This is a genomic window from Candidatus Epulonipiscium sp. (assembly GCA_012519205.1).
Lineage (GTDB): Bacteria > Bacillota > Clostridia > Lachnospirales > Defluviitaleaceae > JAAYQR01.
In genome coordinates this window covers 18,147-39,834 of the sequence record JAAYQR010000027.1, presented here as the reverse complement: position 1 = coordinate 39,834, position 21,688 = coordinate 18,147, and the positions used below count along the sequence as shown (strand labels likewise).

Sequence of the window (21,688 nt, the reverse complement as noted above, 5' to 3'; positions counted from 1 at the left end):
ATAATGAATTTAAGGAAGAAGCAAATTTTCTTCCCACATACCCTATTCACTCATTACCGTTTTATCAAGTATTTGGTATTCAGTAGTTAGTTATGAAGTTAGGGTTTTTTTATTAGTTAAATTCGTGTTATGAAATTTCTTTTTGACTTTCTTATCAGATTTTTGTCAAGTTTTTGTGTTAAATTATTACCTTTTTAAACTCCAAAACTATTAAATATTTGTTATTTGTTTTTTGTTAATTTTATTAATAAGTATTAAACGTTATGTTTTTCACTTGGAAGGAATGAATAGTAATCAAATTGTGTACAATATTAAATGAATAGGGTATGGTAAATAGCCGATTGTTGCTTTTTAGACAATCGGCTTTTTGTTATCTATTTTAAGTACCACAAAAGGTTCTATAGGAGCAATTTTTTGTATCAGGTATTATGGAATACTCTGTTTGCTCTAAGGAATGGGCATAAGGATCTGATAAAGCCTTAAGTAATTTATTCATTACATCATAATTCTCATCTTGTGCTGCATCTAAAGCCTCTTCTACCCTATGATTACGCGGAATTATCGCAGGGTTACTATTTTTCATCAACTGATGCACTTTCTCTTTCGATTGCTCCTGCCTTTTTAATCTAGCCTGCCAACGTTGATACCACTGGATAAATTCTATGGTATCAACTAGACTAAGATCATATTTCTTATTAAAAGTTAATGCAAGAAATGTATTGGTATAATCTGATTTGTGTTTATGCATTAAATTTAAAAAATCTTTAACTAAAGTTTCATCTTCTGATTCTTTATTAAATATTCCTAACTTTGCCCTCATTCCAGTAATCAGATTTTGATGGTATAGCTTATTAAAATTATAAATTTCATCTTCTGCTATCTTTATGGCCTTATCCTCGTTATCATGAAGTAAGGGCAATAGGGTTTCTGCAAATCTAGCAAGATTCCATGCAGCAATATCGGGTTGTTTGCCATATGCATAGCGACCGCGGGTATCAATAGAACTAAAGACAGTATCTGGGTTGTAAATATCTATAAAGGCACAGGGACCGTAATCAATGGTTTCACCACTTATAGCCATGTTGTCCGTATTCATCACTCCATGGACAAAACCTACTAGCATCCATTTAGCTATTAAGGAAGCCTGTCGTTTTATTACTTCTCTAAGTAATAAAAGATACGGTTCATCACTAGATAATATATCTTTATAATGCCTGTTTAAGGTATAGTCAGCAAGATGCTTAACATCTCTTATACCTAGAAGTCTTGAAGCATATTGAAATGTGCCGACTCTTATGTGACTAGAAGCAACCCGTGTTAAAATTGCTCCGGGTAGATTTGTTTCCCTATATACCTTTTCACCGGTTATTACTACAGCCAAACTCCGAGTAGTAGGTATACCAAGGCCATACATTGCTTCACTAATTATAAATTCTCTTAGCATAGGTCCAAGAACCGCTCGCCCATCACCTCTCCTAGAATAGGGGGTCCTCCCAGAACCCTTTAGCTGAATATCGAATCTCTCCCCTTGAGGAGTTATCTGTTCACCGATTAGTATAGCTCTTCCGTCCCCTAACATAGTAAAGTATCCAAATTGATGCCCCCCATAGGCTTCTGCTAAGGGCAATGCTCCTTTGGGGATTTCATTGCCAGCAAATACTTCTGCCCCATATCTGCTTTTTAGTTCCATAGAATTTAGACCAAGAAAATCTGCCAAAGAATCATTAAAAACTATTAGTTTAGGATCGGAAACCGGAGTCGGATCTACAATTGTAAAAAATGATTTGGGGAGATTAGAATAACTATTATCAAAATTCCATCCCGTTTGAATTACTGTACTAGTTCCCATTATATTATTTTCTCCTGTTCTTTATATTATGAAAAACTACTTAACAATTATAAAGTTCTACATTTTTCTTATAATACTATATATTAGTGTCTACCTGTATAGGTTTATTATGCATATACAAATTCCTAAAATTTATAACTAAAACTATATATAATTTAACAAATTACTATTATAATATAAACTATAGGAAAATATATAATCCCTGATAAGCTATAGTACTAAGATTATAATTGAAAATTTTTTTAATAACTTTATCAGAGTTATCCTATGCTAATAACGAATCATGCAAATGTCGTATAAAGGAGTGATTTAATATGTCAAGTATTTTTTTAAGATTTCCTAAAGGGAGAACAAAGGCATTAACCTTAAGCTATGATGATGGAGTTGAGCAAGATATCAAGCTTGTTGAAATTATGAAGAATTATGGACTAAAGGGTACTTTTAATTTAAATAGTGGTCTATATGCAAAAGAAGGAACAACTTATCCCAAGGGACATATTCATCGTAGGATGACCAAAGAGCAGATTACAAAAACTTTCAAAGACACCAATCTAGAAATCGCAGTTCATGCGTTAACCCATCCTTTTCTCGAACAATTGCCCTCTAATATGGTTATTAATGAAATAATAAAGGATAGAGAAAATCTTGAGGAACAATTTAGCACAATTGTTCGTGGTATGGCATACCCCTTTGGTACATATAGTGATGATATAGTAGCAGCCCTTAAGATATGTGGCATTGCATATGCTAGGACCGTTATTTCAACTAATGATTTTAGAATTCCCAAAGATTGGTTGAGACTTACTGCAACCTGTCATCATAATTCTACGCAATTCCAGAACCTTACAAGTAAATTTATTGAGGATAAGATAAATCAAGAACCCTACTTATTTTATCTATGGGGGCATAGTTATGAGTTCGAAGAAGATAATAACTGGAATCTGATTGAGGATTTTGCCAAACATATAGGTAATAGGGAGGATATCTGGTATGGAACAAATATTGAGATATATGATTATATCAATGCCTATAATCGATTGATATTTAGTGTTGATGGTAAAATGGTAAAAAACCCTTCCAGTATTCCTATTTGGTTTCAATATGATAATGAAATTATTGAAGTTCAGGCGGGAGAAATGATAAAAATAGTTTGACATATGAAATTTTATTGGAAAAAACCCGATCATTTTAGAATTGTATATTTACCCGAAAAAAACAACTCCAAAAAGCGACCACTGAATTAGCTCACTTTATGTCCTACTGTATACAAAAATAACTTAATTTAATATATATATAATTGGAGTTCTACTGAATCACATCATCCAAGGTTCCAAACGTATATCCCATCTCCTTCCACTTTTCAAGAAGTTCATCCAAAATTTCTGAGTTTGTCTTGGATGTGCTATGAAGAAGAACTATTGCCCCAGGGTGGATTCTACCTAGGAGCTTTTTAAATGCTTCTTCCTTAGAGGGCTGCTTGTCATTGTACCAATCCACATAGGCAAGGCTCCAAAAGAAGGTCTTATACCCTAATTCATCTGCCATTTTCAAATTACTTACACTATATTTTCCTTGGGGCGGTCTATAGTATTTTACCATCTTTTGTCCTGTCGCCCCCTCAAACGCCTTTTCTAATTCTTCAAGTTCTTTACAAAAAGCTTCTTTCGTGGATATTCGAGACATATTAGGATGAGAATAAGTATGATTAGCCACATGATGCCCCTCTTCGACCATTCGTTTTACTAAGTCAGGGCTGGTTTTAATATAGTTGCCAACGAGAAAAAAACTAGCAGGAACATTATGTTTTTTTAATGCATCTAGTATAGTGGAAGTGTAGCCATTTTCATATCCCGCATCAAAAGTTAAATATATAATCTTTTCGCCGGTATCCCCTATATAATAAGCATTATATTTTTTTAGTTCTTCTGCTGTTGCATTGGCTGTTGGCGGCTGCCCTGCTGTAGAAAACCCAAGACCCCAGTTTTCTTCATAAGACGTACTTATGGCCTCCTTTGCAGAGGAATCTGTAAGCATTGCAACTCTGCTCCCAAAAAAATACGCAAACACAAATAAAAACAAAATCCCGATTTCCTTCTTATACTTTATATTTCCCATAGCGTACTCCTTTTAACATTTTTACTATAATATATTCTAAGGAGCCGCTTATAATACATATACACAATATTTATATGGTGTCCATGCACATTTTCTTATACCTTCCTCCTAAAGCAATTAACTTTTCGTGATTACCCTTTTCTAATACTTTGCCATCATCTATAACCATTATGGTATCGGCATCTCTTATGGTACTAAGTCTATGAGCTATAATAAAACTAGTTTTCCCCTTTTTAAGTTTTAACATGGCCTTTTGAATATTTTTTTCCGTTCTGGTATCTACATTGCTGGTTGCCTCATCTAAAACCAGTATTGAGTTATTACTTAATATAGCCCTAGTGATTGCAAGTAGTTGTCTTTCCCCTTGGCTTAGATTTCTGCCGCTTTCTATAATAATCGTATCATATCCCTTAGGAAGATTTTTTATAAAATTATGGGCTCCCGACATTTTAGCTGCCTTGATTACTTCTTCATCAGTAGCTTCCGTATTTCCATATTTGATGTTATTTTTTATTGTTTCTGAGAAAAGATAGGTGTCTTGCAAAACAACACCAAAACTTTTTCGAAGGCTCTCCCTAGTATATTTTTTAATATCCTTACCGTCTATTTCTATACTTCCTTTGGATACCTCATAAAATCTTGTAATCAAATTAATAATTGTAGTTTTCCCTGCTCCTGTAGATCCAACTAGGGCCACTGTTTCTCCTGCCTTAACATCAAAACTTACATCCTTTAAAATATAATTTCCTTCATTATAGCCAAAACTAACATTCTTAAAACTAACATCCCCCTTTGGATTTTGTAAAATCTCCGCCTGAGGACTATCTTTTTCCTCTTCTTCTTCATCCAGTATTTCGAAGACCCTCTCAGCCCCTGCTATGGCGGTCTGTAAAGTGTTATATATATTTGACAAGGTAATAAGCGGTCTTGTAAATTGTTTGGAATAGCTTATAAAACTTGCAATAATACCTAAGGTTATTGCTGATTTTACAGCTAAATAACCCCCGACATAAGAAACTGCTGCAAATCCTATATTACTTATAACATTCATAAGTGGCATCAAAAATCCACTCCAAATTTGAGCTTTTGTTCCTGCTCTAAGAAGCCTTTCATTAAGCCTTTGAAACTCATCTATTATTTCATTTTCCCTATTAAAGGCCTTAACTTCATGAATTCCTGAAATAGATTCTTCGATTACCCCATTTAGATTTCCCAATTCCTCTTGTTGTTGTCTAAAAAGTGGTTTTGTCCTATCAGTTATGGTTCTAGTTAAAATAAACATTAGGGGAATAGGTACAAGCCCTGCAAGGGTTAATATGGGACTTAATATTAACATCATCACAAAAGCCCCAACTATCATAATAACCCCTGATATAAACTGAGTCATGGATGAGGCAATGGTATCACTAATATTATCGATATCATTGGCTAAACGACTCATTAATTCCCCATGGGAATGGGTATCAAAAAAACCTAAAGGTAGTTTTTGAAGCTTTTCGAATAAGCTTTTTCTTAGATAATAGATAACCCTTTGGGATACTCTTGCCATCATAAATCCCTGCATAAAGGTAATTACAGCATCTAGTAGATATACTATAAGTAAAAGTATCCCAACTACAATCAATGCTGATTTATCAAAATCTATCGTACTGCTTATAACATCAATACCCTTGCCTATATAATAAGGAGCCAAAAGCCCCATTAATGCACTTATAATTGTTAATATAAATATAATACCTAAACCTACTTTTTCTTTTTTGAAATAATCCCAAAGTCTTAGAAGGGTCCCTTTTATATTTTTGGCTTTTACAACTTCTCTACCCAGGAGGCCTAATCCACCAGGCCTATATCTTTCCGTTGTTTCCTTAGGCATTGGGCTTTTTATGTCTTTATCTTTCATGATACTGTCGCCGTCCTTCCAATTTGTGAATCATAAATATCCTGATATACTTTACAGGATTCTATTAACTCCTCGTGATTCCCTTTTCCCACAACCTCACCATTTTCTAAGACTAATATTTGGTCTGCCCCCATTATGGATTGTATTCTTTGGGCAATAATTATAGTTGTCATATCCTTTGAAAAATCCCCAATACCTTTTCTTATTTTAGCCTCTGTAGTTACATCAACAGCACTGGTAGAATCGTCTAAGATCAGTATTTTAGGTCTTTTTATGATTGCGCGGGCAATAGAAATTCTTTGTTTTTGTCCCCCGGATAGGTTTACGCCTCCTTGTCCTAAATAAGTATCGTAACCACCTTTGAAACTATCTATAAAGTCATGTGCTTGGGCAATCTTTGCTGCATTTTTTATTTCATCCATACTTGCATCTTTTTTACCCCAAAGAATATTTTCTTTAATAGTTCCACTAAATAGCAATGCCTTTTGGGATACGATAGCAACCTGATTGCGAATTAGTTTTGGATTAATATGACTTATATCTTGTCCATCTATTTTGATACTACCTTTTATATAATCATAATATCCCATTATAAGATGTACCAAGGTTGTTTTACCTGAACCTGTAGATCCAATTATCCCTAAGGTTTCCCCTGGCATACAGGTAAAAGAAATGTCATTTAAAACATTGGACTCCGTGTTTTTTGAATAACTGGCATGAACATTGATAAAATCAATTCTTCCCTTTTCTATCTTCCAATTATCTTTTTGATTATCATAAGTTATAGTGTCTTCTGTATCTAGAACATCCTCAATCCTCTCTAGGGATGTCATTGTCCTTACTAAAGTAGTAATAATATTAGAAATCATAATTAAAGAGGTTAATATTTGTATCATATAATTTACGATAGCAATAATCTTGCCTACTTGTAGATTTCCTTTATTAATTTCCATACCCCCTAGCCATAAAATAAATACAATTCCCAAATTTACAACTAAGGTTATCAGAGGTAAGAAGATTGCAACTAATTCCATAGACTGTTTTGATGTTTCTTGCAATCTTAGATTTACTTCATCAAAGCTTTCTTTTTCATAATCAAATTGATTATAGGCCTTAACTACCCGAACCCCTTGTAAGTATTCCCTCATTTTGATATTTACCTTGTCCAGTGCCCTTTGTACCCTTGCAAAAAAGGGATATGCTTTTTTTAGATTCAAGTACATAAGAAAACTGATAATGGGTATTAAAATAACTATAATAAATGCCATCTTCGGACTAAGTACAAAAGTCATAATTATGCTGCCTATAAAAAGCAATGGGGCCTTTACGAATATCCTCATAATCCCCATGACAAAATTTTGAACCTGAGTAACATCATTAGTAAGTCTTGTAATCAAAGAACCTGTATCAAAGTTATCAATGTCTTTTAAAGATAAAGACTGAACTTTTGTAAATAACCAAAGTCTGAGGGAAGCACCAACCTTTTGGGATATAGTAGTAGCCAATATACTTCTTGCAATTGCCATTATGGCCCCTGCTCCCGTTATTCCCAGCATGATAAATCCTGTTTTCATTATATAATCTAAGTCCTTAGCAGCAACCCCAATATCTACTATCCGTGACATAAATGTGGGCTGTAATAAATCTATAAAAGTCTCCAGACTTAAACAAATTATAGCTGCTAAAAAAGGTATATAATATTGCTTTAAATATTTAAGTAATATCTTCATAATGTATCATCCTTGTAAATATGATTATAATTTAGTATTTCACTTTTTATAAATTATAACATAAAGACTAAAACTTTTTTATACCATGTTTATATTAATTTTAAAATACATAAAAAAATAACTGTAATGCCAGGTAGGCATTGCAGTTATTCCTAAAGTTGCTGAATGATGCTGTATTCTAACCATTTTGCTGAATGACTATTTTTAATCCTTCGTAAATTCGAAGTACATACAAGCAGCTTTCCTTCCTCGATTGTTAACTCATAGATGATTCCTAATTTGTGGTTTCTCTCAAAATTGTCTACAACCCATACTATAGGTTCAACATTTTCCCCATCCAGTATCATGGCCCTTGAGTTGGTGATAATGTCATACCATTGGGGGGTTGTATGACTTTCTGTAGGAAAATTGTTAAAAATAGGATGATTGTTTTGGATACAAAGCCCAAGGGTTCCTACAGGTACAGGTTTACCCATGCTCTTTGAAATGGACTTGAACATAGGATAACACCAAAAGTCTGTACAATATGTGCCCTCAATAGAATTCATATCATCTAGGTCTTGTGGATAATAAAGAACCTTCTTACCTTCTTTGAGACTTTTTCTTGCTTCCTCAATACTTTCGGTTATAATTATATCTTCATCCCTATTAGAAGGTATATCTTGAGGGTAAATCCATATATCATAAGCATTTTTTATATCTGCTTCAGATATTTTTATAGTTAGAGTTAATTTCTTTGGCTCTAAAACCTTGGGAAGTTTAATTTTAAAATCAGTTAATTTATGCATCCCGGAAAAATATTGATTTCTTATTGTTTTTTCTTTAGAGATGAGGATATGTTCTCCTTCTGAAATATTAAATTCAATCTTAGGATTAATAATGGCTTTTGGATTAAAGCATGCTAGTTTTATGGGCATTATAAGCATTTCTTCTGAAGTAAAAATAAACTTATTAAGTTCTCCAAGTATCACCTTATCATAACAAAACTGTCTCCACTCTTTAGAAGATATAAGCCCTTTACTTTCCATAAATGCATCTAAAATACCTACTAATGCCGTTCCCTGACCCGAAAAATCTTGTAAATCTAAAATCTGATATCCCGCTAGCTCATTGCTTCTTAGAGCTGTTTCTAGCTCTAATTTATAACACTCTACTGCCAATTTACCCGAAGCCTTAAAAAACTCATCTGCCATATGAAGCATATTTTTTTCTTCTAATCTATTTTTAAATATTTCAAAGTTCCTTGGTTTCAATACCCCTAAATATTTATTCACTTCTGAGAAATCTGGATACATAGCATATTGTCCGATTTCATGGGAAACTACAGGAACTTCTGGTATTATTTCTCCAGAGCTATCCATCTTAACCGTTTTTGTACTGGTTCCATACTGAATAGTAATATTACCACCCTTGGTTTCCCCTTCCGATATATTGCTGGGTCGTATGATTTCATCATAGTTATAACTTGTATTAGGTGCCATAGTTTGTATATGCCCTTGAGGTGCATCACACATAGCATAAGAGCCTCTAAATAGCCTATCTCTAGAAAAACGCACGCCACAAAAGAAATCTTCGTTCTCTAAGATACAAGGCATAAATTGAAAGTTATTTGAACCCTGAGTATATAGATGCCTATTATCGTATTTTCTATAATCCCCGAGAATTTGATTAATACGGTTTTTACTTCCCCATAATTCATTCCCCATGGACATCATAACAAATGAAGGATGATTGCCAAATTCATCTAAAATACGAAAACCCTCTTCTATAAGATATTTTTGTCCGGTTTCATCATGGTTTTCTTCCCCCTCTTGGGTTACTATCCCCCAAAATGGGAGTTCTGGCTCCATATACATTCCCAATATATCAGCTGCAATAAAAGCTGCCCTTGGGGGACAACAGGTATGAAAACGGTAGTGATTTATACCATATTCTTTAGCCATTTTAAGAATCTTTATCCATTCTTCCACATCTGTAGGAGCATAGCCGGTTAGAGGGAAAATAAGCCCGTCATGCTTTCCCCTTAAGAAGGTTCTCATGCCGTTGATTTCAAAATACTTTCCTTTCGCTTTAAATTCTCTTAGCCCAAAGCTAAATCTATACTCATCCTCAGTCTCATTGTTTTGTTTTAATTTTAATATTAAATCATATAATTGGGGGTTATGTTCACTCCAGGTTTGAGCTCTTTTATCAAGGTAATATGTAAAAGTATTTTCTCCTTCTAAAAGTTCATAATTAGATTTTGAAAAAGCTTTTTGATTACACGATGTCCATGCTATCATATCAGCCTTTTCGCTTCCATTTAGAGTTAACTTTACTTCAATTGAATTTTGTGCCACATTAGGATATATTCTTACTTTGCTTAAATAAGCTTTATTTAATTCTTCAATATATATCTCTCCGGTTATCCCATTCCAATTTGTCTGAGTATCAGGAGAGGTCATATGCCCCCCCTTTATCAAATAGGAAGTATTATCAACCATAATCGTAATCTTGGATTTGTTACTTATATAGGGGGTAATGCGATATCTATGGGATGTACAAAGGCTATCATTACTTCCGATATAGTTTTCATCTATCCAAAGGTGAGAAATCCTTGTTCTCTCCAATATTAGAAAAAACTCTTTTTCCTTCGTGTCTTCAAATTCTACATCCTTTGAGTACCAAGTATATCCTTCAAAATAATAAGGGTCTGTGAGAAAACCCACATTCATTTTGTCAGAATAGCTTCCTTTTTTTGATTCCGATACGGTGGTTGGTAAATCAATTGTATCTTCAAAGGATTTTTTATAATATTTCTTATCCAGCCCCATTTTCTCACTATCCAGACAAAAGTTCCAAGTTCCCTTTAAATCTATTTTTCCCATATAATCCCCCTTTTCTTATCCTTTATTATATAATCTATTTAATTGTCTGAAAATATATAAATTTATCTTATAATATCTAATACTATTTTTCAACTGCTAAATTAGTGATCCTATCTATGTATTATTATTGGTGTTATCTAAAAAAGCCCCTGAATTCTTCAAGAATTCAGGAGCCTACAAATCCATTAACCCATCTAAATCTAATATTTTGATTTTTTTATACCCTATCTGTTTAATATACCCCTCCTTTTCAAATTCAGTTAATTTCCTGCTTAACGTTTCAGGTGTTGTTCCTAGATAAGATGCCAAATCCTTTCTAGCCATGGGTAATGATATTTCCATTCTCCCACCTTCATCTTCCACACGTTCAGATAAAAAAAGAGCTATTCTCGTCTCAACCTTTTCGGTGGCAAAACGGGTTACCTGTTTTTCTGATTTTTCTAGTCTCTTCGAAAACTCAGATAAAATCATTAAAGAGATAGAAGGAAATTCCATCAAAAACCTTTGTAAGGCTTCCCGGGTAATCATACAAATATCACTATCTTCCATGGCCTCTGCATAGGATTCATGAATAGACTCATTAAATAATGCCAGTTCCCCTGTGAAATCCCCTGGACCTAAAATACGCACCAGTTGTTCTTTTCCTGATTCGGATAATCGGTATATTTTTACCTTTCCATCACTTACAATATGTAGGGAGTCTGAAACATCCCCTGCACGATAAATCATTTCCCCTTTCTTGTATGAAGTGGATTTTGTAGATTTCATGATTTCATGTATTTGACAATCTTCTAAATGATTGAAAATCGGAACCAATGAGATACATGCCCTATGTGGAGTACAAGTATGAATCTTTTTATCCATTTCCTTTCTCCTTGTCTACAGTTGTTATATTTTTAGTGCCAATAATCTAGTCAATTTAGATTTATTCTCCACATATATCATGATGTTCATGTTCATGGCAAATAGAGCCTGTTGTTTTTAGGTGACCTTTAAGATATGCTTCTGCTGCTGCTTTGGCATCGCCTTTTACCCCCACATAAACATCTATTCCTTTTTCATTAAAAATATCTACGGCTCCTCCACCCATGCCACCTGAAATAATTACATTAACCCCTTTATCATTTAGGAAATTAGGAAGAAATCCTGGCTTATGTCCTGGATTAGGGATAGATTCAACGCTTATAATCTTTCCATCTTCCCCCTCAAAAATATTAAAATTTTCACAATGACCAAAATGTTCTGTTATCCTATTCCCTTCACTTGCTACTGCAATTTTAATCATTTCTTATACCTCCATTTTATATTTTAAATATATCTATAATCTTAGCATGAATTTTCCTTACCGCTACTCCCGATGCGCACTCTATATCTACTATGGTACTACCATTGTTTATGACTTTTACCGCTTCCGAATCAAAAGGTATTTTCCCTACAAAAGGTATTCCCTTTTTCTCGCAAAACCCTTGAATATTCCTAGTATTTCTAAGATTAGTATCATATTTATTTATACATACCCCTATCTTCGTACCAAATCCTTGGGCAGTTTTTATTATCCGTTCCATATCACTAATTCCTGATATAGAAGGTTCGGCTACGATTAAAACCATATCCACCCCACTAAGGGAGGCTATTACGGGACAACCTATACCCGGGGAACCATCAATAATTGCAAAATTTTCATCCCCTGCTGCCGATTTCATTTGTTTTTTTACTTCCGTTACAAGCATCCCGGAGGTACCGCTACCCATTTTAAGTTGTGCTGTCGAAAAAACCTCCTCTTTATCTTTATATAGCATGAGTTCCCCATCTATAGTAGGCTCTAAGGATATGGCCCCTCTAGGACAGACAAGTCCACAAACCCCACATCCTTCACAGGCATATAAATCCACAGTGTATATTTTTTTCAATGAGATAGCATCAAATCTACAACTTTGTATACAGTTACCACATTTGATGCATAATTTAGGGTTTATTTTTGCTTTTGGTAAACCATAGTAATGATTTTTTATAGGCTTAGTATTTTGCCTTGTTATAAGATGAAGATTCGGTGCATCCACATCACAATCTCCGTAAGCCTTAGCATTAAAAAGCTTTATTAATGCACTGGCTATTGTAGTTTTCCCAGTGCCACCTTTGCCACTAAGAATTAGAAGCTGCTTCATTTTGCACCTCGCTTTTTATCATTTCTAGTAAGGAAGAAAAAATAAATTTATATTTTTCATTTTCTCTAACTACAATATTACCGCTAGAGTTCATCCTTCCTAGCTCATCATCAAAAGGTATTCTGCCTAATATCTTAATGTTTCTTTCTAAACAAAACTTTTCTGCCGGATTTTCACCTTTCAAACATTTATTAAGTACCACCCCAAAGGGCTTATTAAATAATTGCACTAACTCAAATACCATATTAAGGTTATGAACCCCAAATAGGGTTGGTTCAGCCACTAAGATGCAATAGTCTACGTCTTTAATACTTTCCATCACAATACAAGCACTCCCAGGGGGACAGTCAATAATAGTTAGTTTATTTGGATCTTTTTTGTTTTTTTCTAAGAGCTTATTAATGATTGGCACTCCCGATGCTTCCCCTATGTTCATTGTTCCAGTATGTACAACTACCTGCCTGGAAACTCCCTTTTGTATTTTTCCAATAACCTTATCCTTTTCAGTTAATGCTTTCGTAGGACAAACTATTAGACATCCGCCACAGGAGTGACAAATCTCTTCAAAAACAATAAGGTTTTTCCCCGTATAAGCAAGGGCATTGAACTTACAGAACTCAACACATTTCCTACATCCATCACAAAGCTCATACTCAACAGTTGGAATTTTGACGTATATCTTTTCTTCCTTAATATCTTGTGGTCTAAAAAATAAATGCCCATTAGGTTCTTCTACATCACAGTCCACATAAATAGATTCCCCTGCTGTGGCGGCCAAATTAACTGATACTAATGTTTTTCCTGTTCCTCCCTTACCACTTAATACAGCTATATTCATACTAATTTCCTCCACGCCCATGGAATCCCGCATGGATTTCCTCAAGCAAAGAAAGTTTCCCATTTGTGAAAGCATCGATATTATCTTTCACTGAAATATTATTTGTCTTGTATATTTTAATATCAGCAGCCTTAAGCACGTTCGCAGCATTTTGTCCACATCTTGGGGTTAATAGTATATCGGCTTTATTATCAACTATCATTTGAGCTGCTTTGATTCCTGCCCCCCCTGTACTTGCTGCCGCACTGTTATCGTGGAATAAACCTTCCTTTGTTTCGGTATCATAAAAAAGGAAATATGGGGCACGACCAAAAGATATACAAACCTTCGTATTCATGTTTTTTTCATCCACAGGTATTGCTATTTTCATGAGAATCCTCCATTCTATTTTACTAGACATTTTTAAAATAAACTATTCATATGATTCATCTTTCTTATCTGCAAAGCTTCGTCCATGTCTATTCCTATGGCACCCCCTTCCACAACTTCTTCCTAGACCGTCACATAATCGGTATTCTCCTCCTTCAATCAATAATACTTTCCCATTTACTAGGGATTCGGCCAGCTTTTTTCTTGCTTCCATATAAATACCCTGTACAGTAGTGCGGGCTACATTCATTTGTTTTGCACATTCCTCCTGTGTAAACCCTTCTAAATCAATAAGTCTTATGGTTTCATATTCATCTACTGTCATATTAATATATTCCCTATCATCTATGGATAAATCAAGAGGCCCAAATCTATCATTCTTAGGTAAACCACAAACCTTTCTCCATTTCATTGGTCTTGCCATAACCCCACCTCAATTCAATAGAAATAAACAGAGCATCCCCTGTTCATTAAACCAATTTCATCGGGACAGTTCCATCTTCTCCTAGTATAAATTCACCTCCTGTAATTATTGACATATGTCACTTATAAGTATATTATACCGCCTTACCGACATATGTCAACAACCATTTTCCTAGTTTGATTGTATGAAAGGTACTTTTATTTACCCTAAAATTCCTTTTTGCCTCATATGGTTTGAACTATGAATATATGGTATTATGATATAGAAATATAAGCCTTAAACTTTATAAACCACTACACAACAATAGCTAGGAGGATTTTATGCATACAAAAATAAGTCTACTGAAAGACTTGGAAAATTTAAGAATTGATAAAAAAGGAGTTTTATTAGTACACTCATCTATGAAAAGTATTGGAGATGTTAAAGGGGGAGCTGATACAGTTCTAGATGCCTTATCTGAATATATGAAGGATGGATTACTTATACTACCTACCCATACTTGGTCTTATATTAATACCAATAATCCCAAGTTTTATGTAGAAACCTCTCCCTCCTGTGTTGGTATACTTCCTGAAATCTTTAGGAAACGTCCCGGGGTCATTCGCTCTTTGCACCCAACCCATTCAATAGCTGCCCTTGGAAGGGATGCTAAGGAATTCGTCTCAGGGGAAGAACAACATGATACCCCTTGTGCTAGACAGTCTGTCTGGGGAAGGCTTTATGATAAAAAGGCAACTATCATGCTTTTAGGGGTCGATCTTAAGAAAAACACATTCATACACAGTGTCGAAGAATGGGTTGATATCCCTGGGCGAATGACAGATGAACACGAACAGCTATATACAGTATTACCTGATGAAACTGAAATATCTATCCCCTCCCGTAGGCATTGTGGCAAGACATGGTCTGATCATTTTTGGAAAGTAGATGATTACTGTATAAAAAATAAGGCTATGTATAAGGGACAGTTTGGTGATGCGGAGGTAAGAATATGTGATAGCTTTAAAATGGCAAATCTTCTCCTGGCATTATTAGAAAAAAATCCAGATTTATTTTCTGATAATGCTCCCTTTAATGGTTAACTTTATAATTCCATTTATTTTCTATCTCAACCTTACTCTTTTTTTACCCCAAGAATTATCTTGTCTTATAGTTTTTATACAAAATATAAAATAATAATACTTATAAAGCATAACACAGATAATTACTATTCTTCCATGGATGTTATTTAATAAATAAATTGCAAAAAGTAATAAAATAGTTGCAAAAAATAAAATCTTCACCTTGGTTTTTGATGCCATGGCCCTTGATTCTACGAAGTCTTTTAAATTATTCTTATATAGTCTTGTGGATAAAAACCATTTGTTTATTAATTTAGAACCTCTTACGAAAAAAAATGAAGCCCCTAATAAAAACGGAGTTGTTGGTAAAATGGGTATTATTACACCGATAACTCCCGTTATCAAAAATAAAAAGCCTAAAAAAATATAAACTGTTTTTTTTATAACAGACTTCATATAATGGTCTACTCCTTTCTATCAATACCCATGGATATTTTTTATAGGTCTCGTAAATCTATCTATATATTGTATGAAACTGGAATTATATCGTTACTAAGAAATTCTTACTTTTTGTTATAAGCTTAATCAATTTACAAGTTCATAAAGTTTTTTGGAGCAAATCTATAAGTCCTATCATATATATGTAAAGGATTATTAAAACTTTATGAAAGAGTAGGTGGTTTTGTGGAATCTAGAGACCCAAATAAAATCAGGGAAAATGAAAAACTTAGACAACTAGAACAGTATAAAAAAAGAAACACAGGAGAAGGCAAAAAATTAACGAGCGACGCCGGATTAAAAATTTCAAATGATGACCAGTCCCTAAGGGCAGGACGTCGGGGGCCTACATTATTACAAGACTCTCACTTTTTTAAAAAACAATCCCATTTTAACCGGGAGCGAATACCAGAAAAAGTAGTCCATGCAAGAGGCTTCGGGGTGCACGGTATTTTTGAATGTACTAAATCTATGAGAAAGTATACAAAAGCCTGTTTCCTACGGGAGCCCGGAATTAAAACCCCTGTATTTGTTCGGTTTTCTAACTTTATAGGTAGTAGGGGTTCCAAAGATACAGCTATAGACGTCCGCGGTTTTGCAACCAAATTCTATACTCAAGAAGGCAATTACGATAATCTTGCACTTTCATTTGCGGTATTTGCTATGACGGATGCAATGAAATTTGCTGACTTTACCCATGCAATCAAGCCAAATCCCATAACCGATGTCCCACAGGCAGCAGCTGCCCACGATACCCTTTGGGACTATGTCGCAAATAACCCAGAATCGGCGCATTTTATTATGTGGCTCATGTCTGACCGTGGTCGCCCAAGAAGTTGGAGGATGATGGAAGGCTATCCCATTAATACGTTCCGTTTTATAAATGAACAGGGTAAATCAACCTTTGTTCGATTTATATGGAAACCCGTACTTGGTGTTCATTCTTTATTATTGGAGGAAGCAAATATAATTGGTGGAATAGATCCAGACTTCCATAGACATGATATGATTGAGGCAATTGAGCGGGGGGCCTATCCCGAGTACTGGCTCGGCATTCAAATGATTCCTGAAGAAGACGAGTTTAAATATGATTTTGATGTTTTGGATGACTCAAAACTGTGGCCAGAAGAAGTTGTTCCCCCCGAAATAGTTGGGAAAATGACCTTGAATAAGTTGGTGAATAATTTCTTTGCAGAGGAAGAACAATCCTCCTTCGACCCTTCCAACCTTGTCCCAGGAATTGACTTTTCAAATGACCCTGTTTTACAAGGTCGGACCTTTGCCTATAGGGATACGGATTATCATCGTCTTGGCACTTCAAACATCGAGTTAATACCTATTAATAAGCCTATTGTAGAAATGAATTTTAACCAAAGAGATGGCTACTCAAGATATAGAATCGACGTTGATAGGGTTGATTATCGCAAAAATTCCCTAGCCCACAACACCCCTGCAACTTCAAGTCCAGAAGAAGGTGGCTTCACACATTATCCTACGAAAGTTGAGGGGCATGTTACAAGAGAGGTTCCCAGCGACTCATTTACAGACTATTTTTCCCAGGCTAGACTCTTTTGGAATAGTATGTCACCGGTGGAGAAACAACATACAATAGAATTATTTATTTATCATCTTGGAATGGTAAAAAGTAAATCCGTTCGTCAACAAAATGTTGATATGTTCGCAAATGTAGATACAGAAATGGCAAAAATAATTGCTGAAAACATCGGTGCCGTTCCGCCAAAAATCTCCAATGTGCAAATAACAAAATCTTCTCCTGCCCTAAGTCAGGCAAATACACCACATTATGCATACACACAAAAGGTCGGAATTATAATTGGTAATAACTTCAATGATAGGGAAGTTAGAAATACCCTCGATGCTCTAGGAAAATGTGGCGTATTTGTAGATATTATAAGTGAAAAACTTGGAGATGTTGTTGGGGCTGGTGGCTCAACCATTACAGTTAATAAATCCTTTATTACATCGGATTCGGTTCTGTATGATTCCCTTTATATTGTTGGGGGAAATGTACAAAACCAAAAGAATTTCAATTATAATGTTATGGAATTCGTAAATAAAGCTTATAAACATTATAAGCCCATCGGGGTAGCAACCACTGGGCAATTATGTATGCAGCGATCAAAAGAAAACAATTTAGCTGGTGTAATCTTTGCTGCAAATAATCCTAGTTTTGAAAAGGATTTTATTGCTGCTATTGCTCAACAACGTTTTTGGAATAGAACATGATATAATAAAACCTTATCCATTCACAACTTTATTTTACAACCTAAGTAAATAATGTTACACTTCTAATGGCAATTAATTTAAATATAAAGGAGATTACTGAATGGAAAATAAGGTATTAGCTACAGTTGATAGTAGGGAAATTAAGCAATCAGATATTCATTCTCTTATGAAAAGTTTAGGCCAAAGAGGGGCACAGTTCAATAATCCTCAGGGTCAAAGACAATTGCTTGATGAAATTATTGCTCAAGAATTAATTTATTCCGATGCCTTGGAAAATAATTTCGAAAACGAAGAAAGTTTTATGGTAGCCTTAGAACAAATGAAAAAATCTTTACTTATCCAGTATGCTGCCAACAAGTTAATGACTTCCGTTTCTGTAAGTGATGAAGAAGCAAAGAAATATTTTAACGAAAATAAAATTATGTTTGCACAACCAAAAACAATAAATGCAAGGCATATCTTGGTTGATAGTAAAGAGGAAGCAGATAAAATATTAAAAGAAATCAAGGACGGATTAGATTTCGCTGATGCTGCCGGTAAATATTCAAGCTGTCCTTCTAAGGAATCTGGAGGCTCTCTTGGGGAGTTTTCCCAGGGGCAAATGGTCCCTGAATTTGATAAGGTTGTTTTTTCCATGGGAATTGGGGAAATAAGTTCTCCGGTTGAAACACAATTTGGCTATCATATAATTAAAGTTGATAAAATTAACGAGGCAAAAGATCCCTCTTTTGAAGAGGTAGAAGATAAAGCCAAAGACCAATGCCTAGCAAATAAACAAAGGGAAATTTATATAACAACCCAAGAAAAGTTAAAGAAAAAATATCCTGTAAGTATTATTGAATAAAAAGGGGGTGGAATAATCCACCCCCTAACCTATTAACTTGTGTACCCGGCACCACCGCCTAGGGCAATTTTCATCATATTTGTGAAAGCATTTTGTCGTTCTCTAGAGGTCGTTGCTTCTTTAGTTGCTAAGTTATCGGATACCGTAAGTAGGCATGCTGCATTTTTTCCAAGGATTCTTGCATTATGAAAAAGTGCAAAGGCCTCCATTTCCACAGCTACGCAACCATATTTATCGTAAATATCTTTATACTCCTTAGAATTTTCCCTATAAAATACATCGGAAGAATGAATCCTTGCCAAATGCACTGGTATATCTAATTCTTTTGCATATTTCATAAGTCTTTCGTTTAGTTCCTTTGTTCCTTCAATGATATTGCTCTCATAACCCCCCTGCACTTTAGCATAATTTGATTCACTCCATACATCTTTGGCTAGGATTACATCATAGAGTTTTGCATCAGGGGTATATCCTCCGCAGGATCCGATTCTTATAATATTTGCTACATCATAAAACTTATAAAGCTCGTAGGAGTATATCCCCATACTAGGCATACCCATCCCACTTGCCATAACAGAAATCCTTTTTTCTTCATAGTTCCCCGTATACCCCAAAACATTCCGAACACTATTAAACTGCTTTACATCTGTTAGGAAGGTGTCGGCTATAAATTTAGCTCGTAGAGGGTCTCCAGGCATTAATACAGTTTGTGCAATCTCACTTTTATCTTTTGTTTCGATATGCGGTGTTGGTATCATTATATTTCCCCCTTTATAATTTAACCTTTCTATCATTATGGTATATTTCCTTCTTTAATTCAATACTAAGTCCAGTAGAACTACCAAAAATCTAGTTTCTTCTTATTGGGTAACAAAAACTCCTTGCTCAGGTACGGTAATCTTATCAAAGTTTGCAACTAGCATCTCTAAATGTTTTCTAAGTTCTTCACCTTCCATAGGCTCGCCATGACTTGATATTACCAATGATGGTTTTAAGTCCCTAAGGACTATTACTGAATCCTTTCCTGCTTTCCAATCAGTAGTCAAATATTTTGGTGGTCCGCTTATCTGTTCATCATGTAATAATACAGAGATTAAAGATTCCTGTTTCGTTGTACAAAAAGCATCTGCAGCAATAAGCACACGGTCCTTTTCACGAAATAGGGAAATATGACCTTCTGTATGTCCGGGGATATTTGCAAAGTCGTTGTATTCATTGCTGATAAACCTTCTATAATCTTATTTCCCACTGTGATAACCTCTCTTTATTAGCTAATTAAATGCTCTGGATTAGTATATATAATTCTATTTTATTTTATTCAATAAGAGTTTTTTTAATTAATACATTTCGTGTTTTTTTAAACTATGTATTCCTCTAAAGTGTAAATACTATTAGATAATCTATATACTACGGATAATCCGATTTTAATTGATGATATGTAAAAACCTTACTTAAAAGTTATCCGGTTTTGAACATAGTTATCAAAATGATTTAAAATAGCACCGGTATAATAATCGGTGCTATTAAAAATCAAATATCAAATTTTATAATTTCTTAGTCATACCTTTTTCACCCTTTTTTCTCCATTTTACACATTCTGTCAGAAGATATTCAATCTGCCCATTAATAGATCGAAAGTCATCTTCTGCCCAAGATGCAATCTCCTCGTACAACTTTGAAGAGATACGAAGGGGAGTCTGTTTCTTTTTCTCATTCATTTTTAATATAAACTTCCACTATTTACAATGGGCTGAGCATCTTTGTTACCACATAATACAACTAATAAATTGGATACCATTGCGGCCTTACGCTCCTCGTCTAATTCTACTACTTCGTTTTGGTTTAGCTTTTCAATAGCCATTTCCACCATGCTTACTGCACCATCAACTATCATTTTTCGTGCATCAATGATAGCACTAGCTTGTTGCCTTTGAAGCATAACTGCTGCAATCTCAGGAGCATATGCAAGATAAGTTATACGGGCTTCAATTATTTCAAGACCTGCTTCTTTTACCTTGTCTTGTATTTCTTGGCGAATACGTTCAGCTACTATCGCGCTAGAACCCCTAAGACTTCCTTCATCAGGCTCACCATCCCCTGTGGTATCAATGCCCTGCGCTACATCATAAGGATAAATACGCACAATATTTCTTACTGCACTATCACATTGTAAAGAAAGATATTCTTTAAAATTATCAACATTAAAAACTGCACTAGCTGTATCTACAACCCTCCACATAACAGCAATACCAATCTCAACAGGATTTCCCAAAACATCGTTGACTTTTTGCCTAGTATTATTAAGGGTCATGATTTTTAGAGATATCTTTTTATCATTACCACTAGTATAAATAATTTTTTGTTCAGCTAAGGTTGCTATATTCAATGGAACATTACTATCTACATCTCCACTTTGACCAAGACGTGTTTTAGCTGCCGGATTAACTGCTATAGAAAATGGATTAACAAAATAAAACCCTGGTTCATTAATAGTACCAATATAGTCTCCAAAAAGTGTAAGAACTAAAGCCTCTTTGGGCCTTATAACTTTAAACCCCAAAAAGGGTATAACACCAAGAATAATCCCAATGATTCCAACTGCTAGAGGTATGCCCCCTATAGATTCGCCTTTGTCAATTATGGCCCCCCCAAGAATAATTAGGCCAATGGCTATAGCATAAAGTAGTATGAATAAAAATAACATAGGCATTCCTTTTTTTGCTTTTAAAATTTTCTCTTCCATAATCTCCACCTCACGATTTTTAATATATATTTGATATA

At 34.6% G+C, this 21,688-nt stretch carries 20 protein-coding genes; 4 read left to right on the top strand and 16 right to left on the bottom strand.

The annotated features are described in order from the left end of the window. Positions 1-379 precede the first annotated feature (379 nt). Positions 380-1,849, bottom strand: a complete 1,470-nt coding sequence (locus GX308_09150; protein NLK22218.1) for a YdiU family protein — start codon at positions 1,847-1,849, stop codon at positions 380-382. A gap of 314 nt (positions 1,850-2,163) precedes the next feature. Between GX308_09150 and GX308_09145 the strand changes: the two genes are divergently transcribed. Further along, entirely contained in the window at positions 2,164-3,003 is an 840-nt protein-coding gene (locus GX308_09145; protein ID NLK22217.1) for a polysaccharide deacetylase family protein, read from the top strand. 151 nt (positions 3,004-3,154) lie between these two features. Here the strand turns inward: GX308_09145 and pdaA are convergent, their stop codons facing one another. The 10 genes from pdaA to GX308_09095 form a co-directional block, all read right to left on the bottom strand. Beyond that, the gene (gene pdaA / locus GX308_09140; protein NLK22216.1) at positions 3,155-3,964 is read right to left on the bottom strand and encodes a delta-lactam-biosynthetic de-N-acetylase; all 810 of its coding nucleotides are present in this window, start codon (positions 3,962-3,964) and stop codon (positions 3,155-3,157) included. Positions 3,965-4,034: 70 nt separating this feature from the next. Beyond that, complete coding sequence (locus GX308_09135) at positions 4,035-5,837, bottom strand: ABC transporter ATP-binding protein (GenBank protein NLK22215.1); 1,803 nt, start codon at positions 5,835-5,837, stop codon at positions 4,035-4,037. Positions 5,838-5,860: 23 nt separating this feature from the next. Beyond that, positions 5,861-7,594 carry an ABC transporter ATP-binding protein gene (locus GX308_09130; protein ID NLK22214.1) on the bottom strand — a complete coding sequence of 578 codons (1,734 nt, stop codon included), beginning with the start codon at positions 7,592-7,594 and terminating at the stop codon, positions 5,861-5,863. A gap of 152 nt (positions 7,595-7,746) precedes the next feature. Continuing rightward, positions 7,747-10,461 carry a beta-glucuronidase gene (locus tag GX308_09125; GenBank protein NLK22213.1) on the bottom strand — a complete coding sequence of 905 codons (2,715 nt, stop codon included), beginning with the start codon at positions 10,459-10,461 and terminating at the stop codon, positions 7,747-7,749. A gap of 174 nt (positions 10,462-10,635) precedes the next feature. After that, a complete protein-coding gene (locus GX308_09120; GenBank protein ID NLK22212.1) occupies positions 10,636-11,325 on the bottom strand; it encodes a Crp/Fnr family transcriptional regulator in 690 nt (229 codons plus the stop codon). A gap of 61 nt (positions 11,326-11,386) precedes the next feature. Then, the gene (locus GX308_09115) at positions 11,387-11,746 is read right to left on the bottom strand and encodes a dinitrogenase iron-molybdenum cofactor (protein NLK22211.1); all 360 of its coding nucleotides are present in this window, start codon (positions 11,744-11,746) and stop codon (positions 11,387-11,389) included. A 16-nt stretch (positions 11,747-11,762) separates the two neighbouring features. Beyond that, positions 11,763-12,626 carry a 4Fe-4S binding protein gene (locus GX308_09110; protein ID NLK22210.1) on the bottom strand — a complete coding sequence of 288 codons (864 nt, stop codon included), beginning with the start codon at positions 12,624-12,626 and terminating at the stop codon, positions 11,763-11,765. Further along, positions 12,604-13,464 (bottom strand): 4Fe-4S binding protein, encoded by an 861-nt coding sequence (locus tag GX308_09105; protein NLK22209.1) that lies wholly within the window; start codon positions 13,462-13,464, stop codon positions 12,604-12,606. The genes GX308_09110 and GX308_09105 overlap by 23 nt, the downstream gene beginning before the upstream one ends. Position 13,465: 1 nt before the next feature. After that, entirely contained in the window at positions 13,466-13,834 is a 369-nt protein-coding gene (locus GX308_09100; protein ID NLK22208.1) for a dinitrogenase iron-molybdenum cofactor biosynthesis protein, read from the bottom strand. 42 nt (positions 13,835-13,876) lie between these two features. Beyond that, the gene (locus tag GX308_09095) at positions 13,877-14,257 is read right to left on the bottom strand and encodes a DUF134 domain-containing protein (protein ID NLK22207.1); all 381 of its coding nucleotides are present in this window, start codon (positions 14,255-14,257) and stop codon (positions 13,877-13,879) included. A 320-nt stretch (positions 14,258-14,577) separates the two neighbouring features. Between GX308_09095 and GX308_09090 the strand changes: the two genes are divergently transcribed. Then, positions 14,578-15,339: an AAC(3) family N-acetyltransferase gene (locus GX308_09090; protein NLK22206.1), complete on the top strand. Its 762-nt coding sequence runs from the start codon at positions 14,578-14,580 to the stop codon at positions 15,337-15,339. Positions 15,340-15,360: 21 nt separating this feature from the next. Here the strand turns inward: GX308_09090 and GX308_09085 are convergent, their stop codons facing one another. Then, on the bottom strand, positions 15,361-15,774 hold the full coding sequence (locus tag GX308_09085; GenBank protein NLK22205.1) for a DUF454 domain-containing protein: 414 nt from the start codon (positions 15,772-15,774) through the stop codon (positions 15,361-15,363). Positions 15,775-16,002: 228 nt separating this feature from the next. Here GX308_09085 and GX308_09080 point away from each other — a divergent pair, with 228 nt between their 5' ends. Together GX308_09080 and GX308_09075 are read left to right on the top strand one after the other, a co-directional pair. Then, positions 16,003-18,063: a catalase gene (locus GX308_09080; GenBank protein NLK22204.1), complete on the top strand. Its 2,061-nt coding sequence runs from the start codon at positions 16,003-16,005 to the stop codon at positions 18,061-18,063. 361 nt (positions 18,064-18,424) lie between these two features. Beyond that, on the top strand, positions 18,425-18,907 hold the full coding sequence (locus GX308_09075) for a hypothetical protein (protein NLK22203.1): 483 nt from the start codon (positions 18,425-18,427) through the stop codon (positions 18,905-18,907). Positions 18,908-18,939: 32 nt separating this feature from the next. Here GX308_09075 and deoD read toward each other — a convergent pair whose 3' ends face one another. The 4 genes from deoD to GX308_09055 form a co-directional block, all read right to left on the bottom strand. After that, a complete protein-coding gene (gene deoD / locus GX308_09070) occupies positions 18,940-19,662 on the bottom strand; it encodes a purine-nucleoside phosphorylase (GenBank protein NLK22202.1) in 723 nt (240 codons plus the stop codon). A 105-nt stretch (positions 19,663-19,767) separates the two neighbouring features. Beyond that, positions 19,768-20,130 (bottom strand): MBL fold metallo-hydrolase, encoded by a 363-nt coding sequence (locus GX308_09065; protein NLK22201.1) that lies wholly within the window; start codon positions 20,128-20,130, stop codon positions 19,768-19,770. A gap of 321 nt (positions 20,131-20,451) precedes the next feature. Next, a complete protein-coding gene (locus GX308_09060) occupies positions 20,452-20,625 on the bottom strand; it encodes a hypothetical protein (protein ID NLK22200.1) in 174 nt (57 codons plus the stop codon). Between the two features lie 2 nt (positions 20,626-20,627). After that, positions 20,628-21,650 (bottom strand): SPFH domain-containing protein, encoded by a 1,023-nt coding sequence (locus tag GX308_09055; GenBank protein ID NLK22199.1) that lies wholly within the window; start codon positions 21,648-21,650, stop codon positions 20,628-20,630. Positions 21,651-21,688 lie beyond the last annotated feature (38 nt).

Excerpts from the sequence above, each read along its gene's own strand:
- GX308_09105 (NLK22209.1), bottom strand. The coding sequence starts at position 13,464 with ATGAATATAGCTGTATTAAGTGGTAAGGGAGGAACAGGAAAAACATTA.
- GX308_09120 (NLK22212.1), bottom strand. The coding sequence starts at position 11,325 with ATGGATAAAAAGATTCATACTTGTACTCCACATAGGGCATGTATCTCA.
- GX308_09090 (NLK22206.1), top strand. The coding sequence starts at position 14,578 with ATGCATACAAAAATAAGTCTACTGAAAGACTTGGAAAATTTAAGAATT.
- GX308_09115 (NLK22211.1), bottom strand. The coding sequence starts at position 11,746 with ATGATTAAAATTGCAGTAGCAAGTGAAGGGAATAGGATAACAGAACAT.
- GX308_09085 (NLK22205.1), bottom strand. The coding sequence starts at position 15,774 with ATGAAGTCTGTTATAAAAAAAACAGTTTATATTTTTTTAGGCTTTTTA.
- pdaA (NLK22216.1), bottom strand. The coding sequence starts at position 3,964 with ATGGGAAATATAAAGTATAAGAAGGAAATCGGGATTTTGTTTTTATTT.
- GX308_09060 (NLK22200.1), bottom strand. The coding sequence starts at position 20,625 with ATGAATGAGAAAAAGAAACAGACTCCCCTTCGTATCTCTTCAAAGTTG.
- GX308_09125 (NLK22213.1), bottom strand. The coding sequence starts at position 10,461 with ATGGGAAAAATAGATTTAAAGGGAACTTGGAACTTTTGTCTGGATAGT.
- GX308_09145 (NLK22217.1), top strand. The coding sequence starts at position 2,164 with ATGTCAAGTATTTTTTTAAGATTTCCTAAAGGGAGAACAAAGGCATTA.
- GX308_09100 (NLK22208.1), bottom strand. The coding sequence starts at position 13,834 with ATGAAAATAGCAATACCTGTGGATGAAAAAAACATGAATACGAAGGTT.
- GX308_09130 (NLK22214.1), bottom strand. The coding sequence starts at position 7,594 with ATGAAGATATTACTTAAATATTTAAAGCAATATTATATACCTTTTTTA.
- GX308_09075 (NLK22203.1), top strand. The coding sequence starts at position 18,425 with ATGACTTCCGTTTCTGTAAGTGATGAAGAAGCAAAGAAATATTTTAAC.
- GX308_09135 (NLK22215.1), bottom strand. The coding sequence starts at position 5,837 with ATGCCTAAGGAAACAACGGAAAGATATAGGCCTGGTGGATTAGGCCTC.
- GX308_09055 (NLK22199.1), bottom strand. The coding sequence starts at position 21,650 with ATGGAAGAGAAAATTTTAAAAGCAAAAAAAGGAATGCCTATGTTATTT.
- GX308_09110 (NLK22210.1), bottom strand. The coding sequence starts at position 12,626 with ATGAAGCAGCTTCTAATTCTTAGTGGCAAAGGTGGCACTGGGAAAACT.
- GX308_09150 (NLK22218.1), bottom strand. The coding sequence starts at position 1,849 with ATGGGAACTAGTACAGTAATTCAAACGGGATGGAATTTTGATAATAGT.
- GX308_09095 (NLK22207.1), bottom strand. The coding sequence starts at position 14,257 with ATGGCAAGACCAATGAAATGGAGAAAGGTTTGTGGTTTACCTAAGAAT.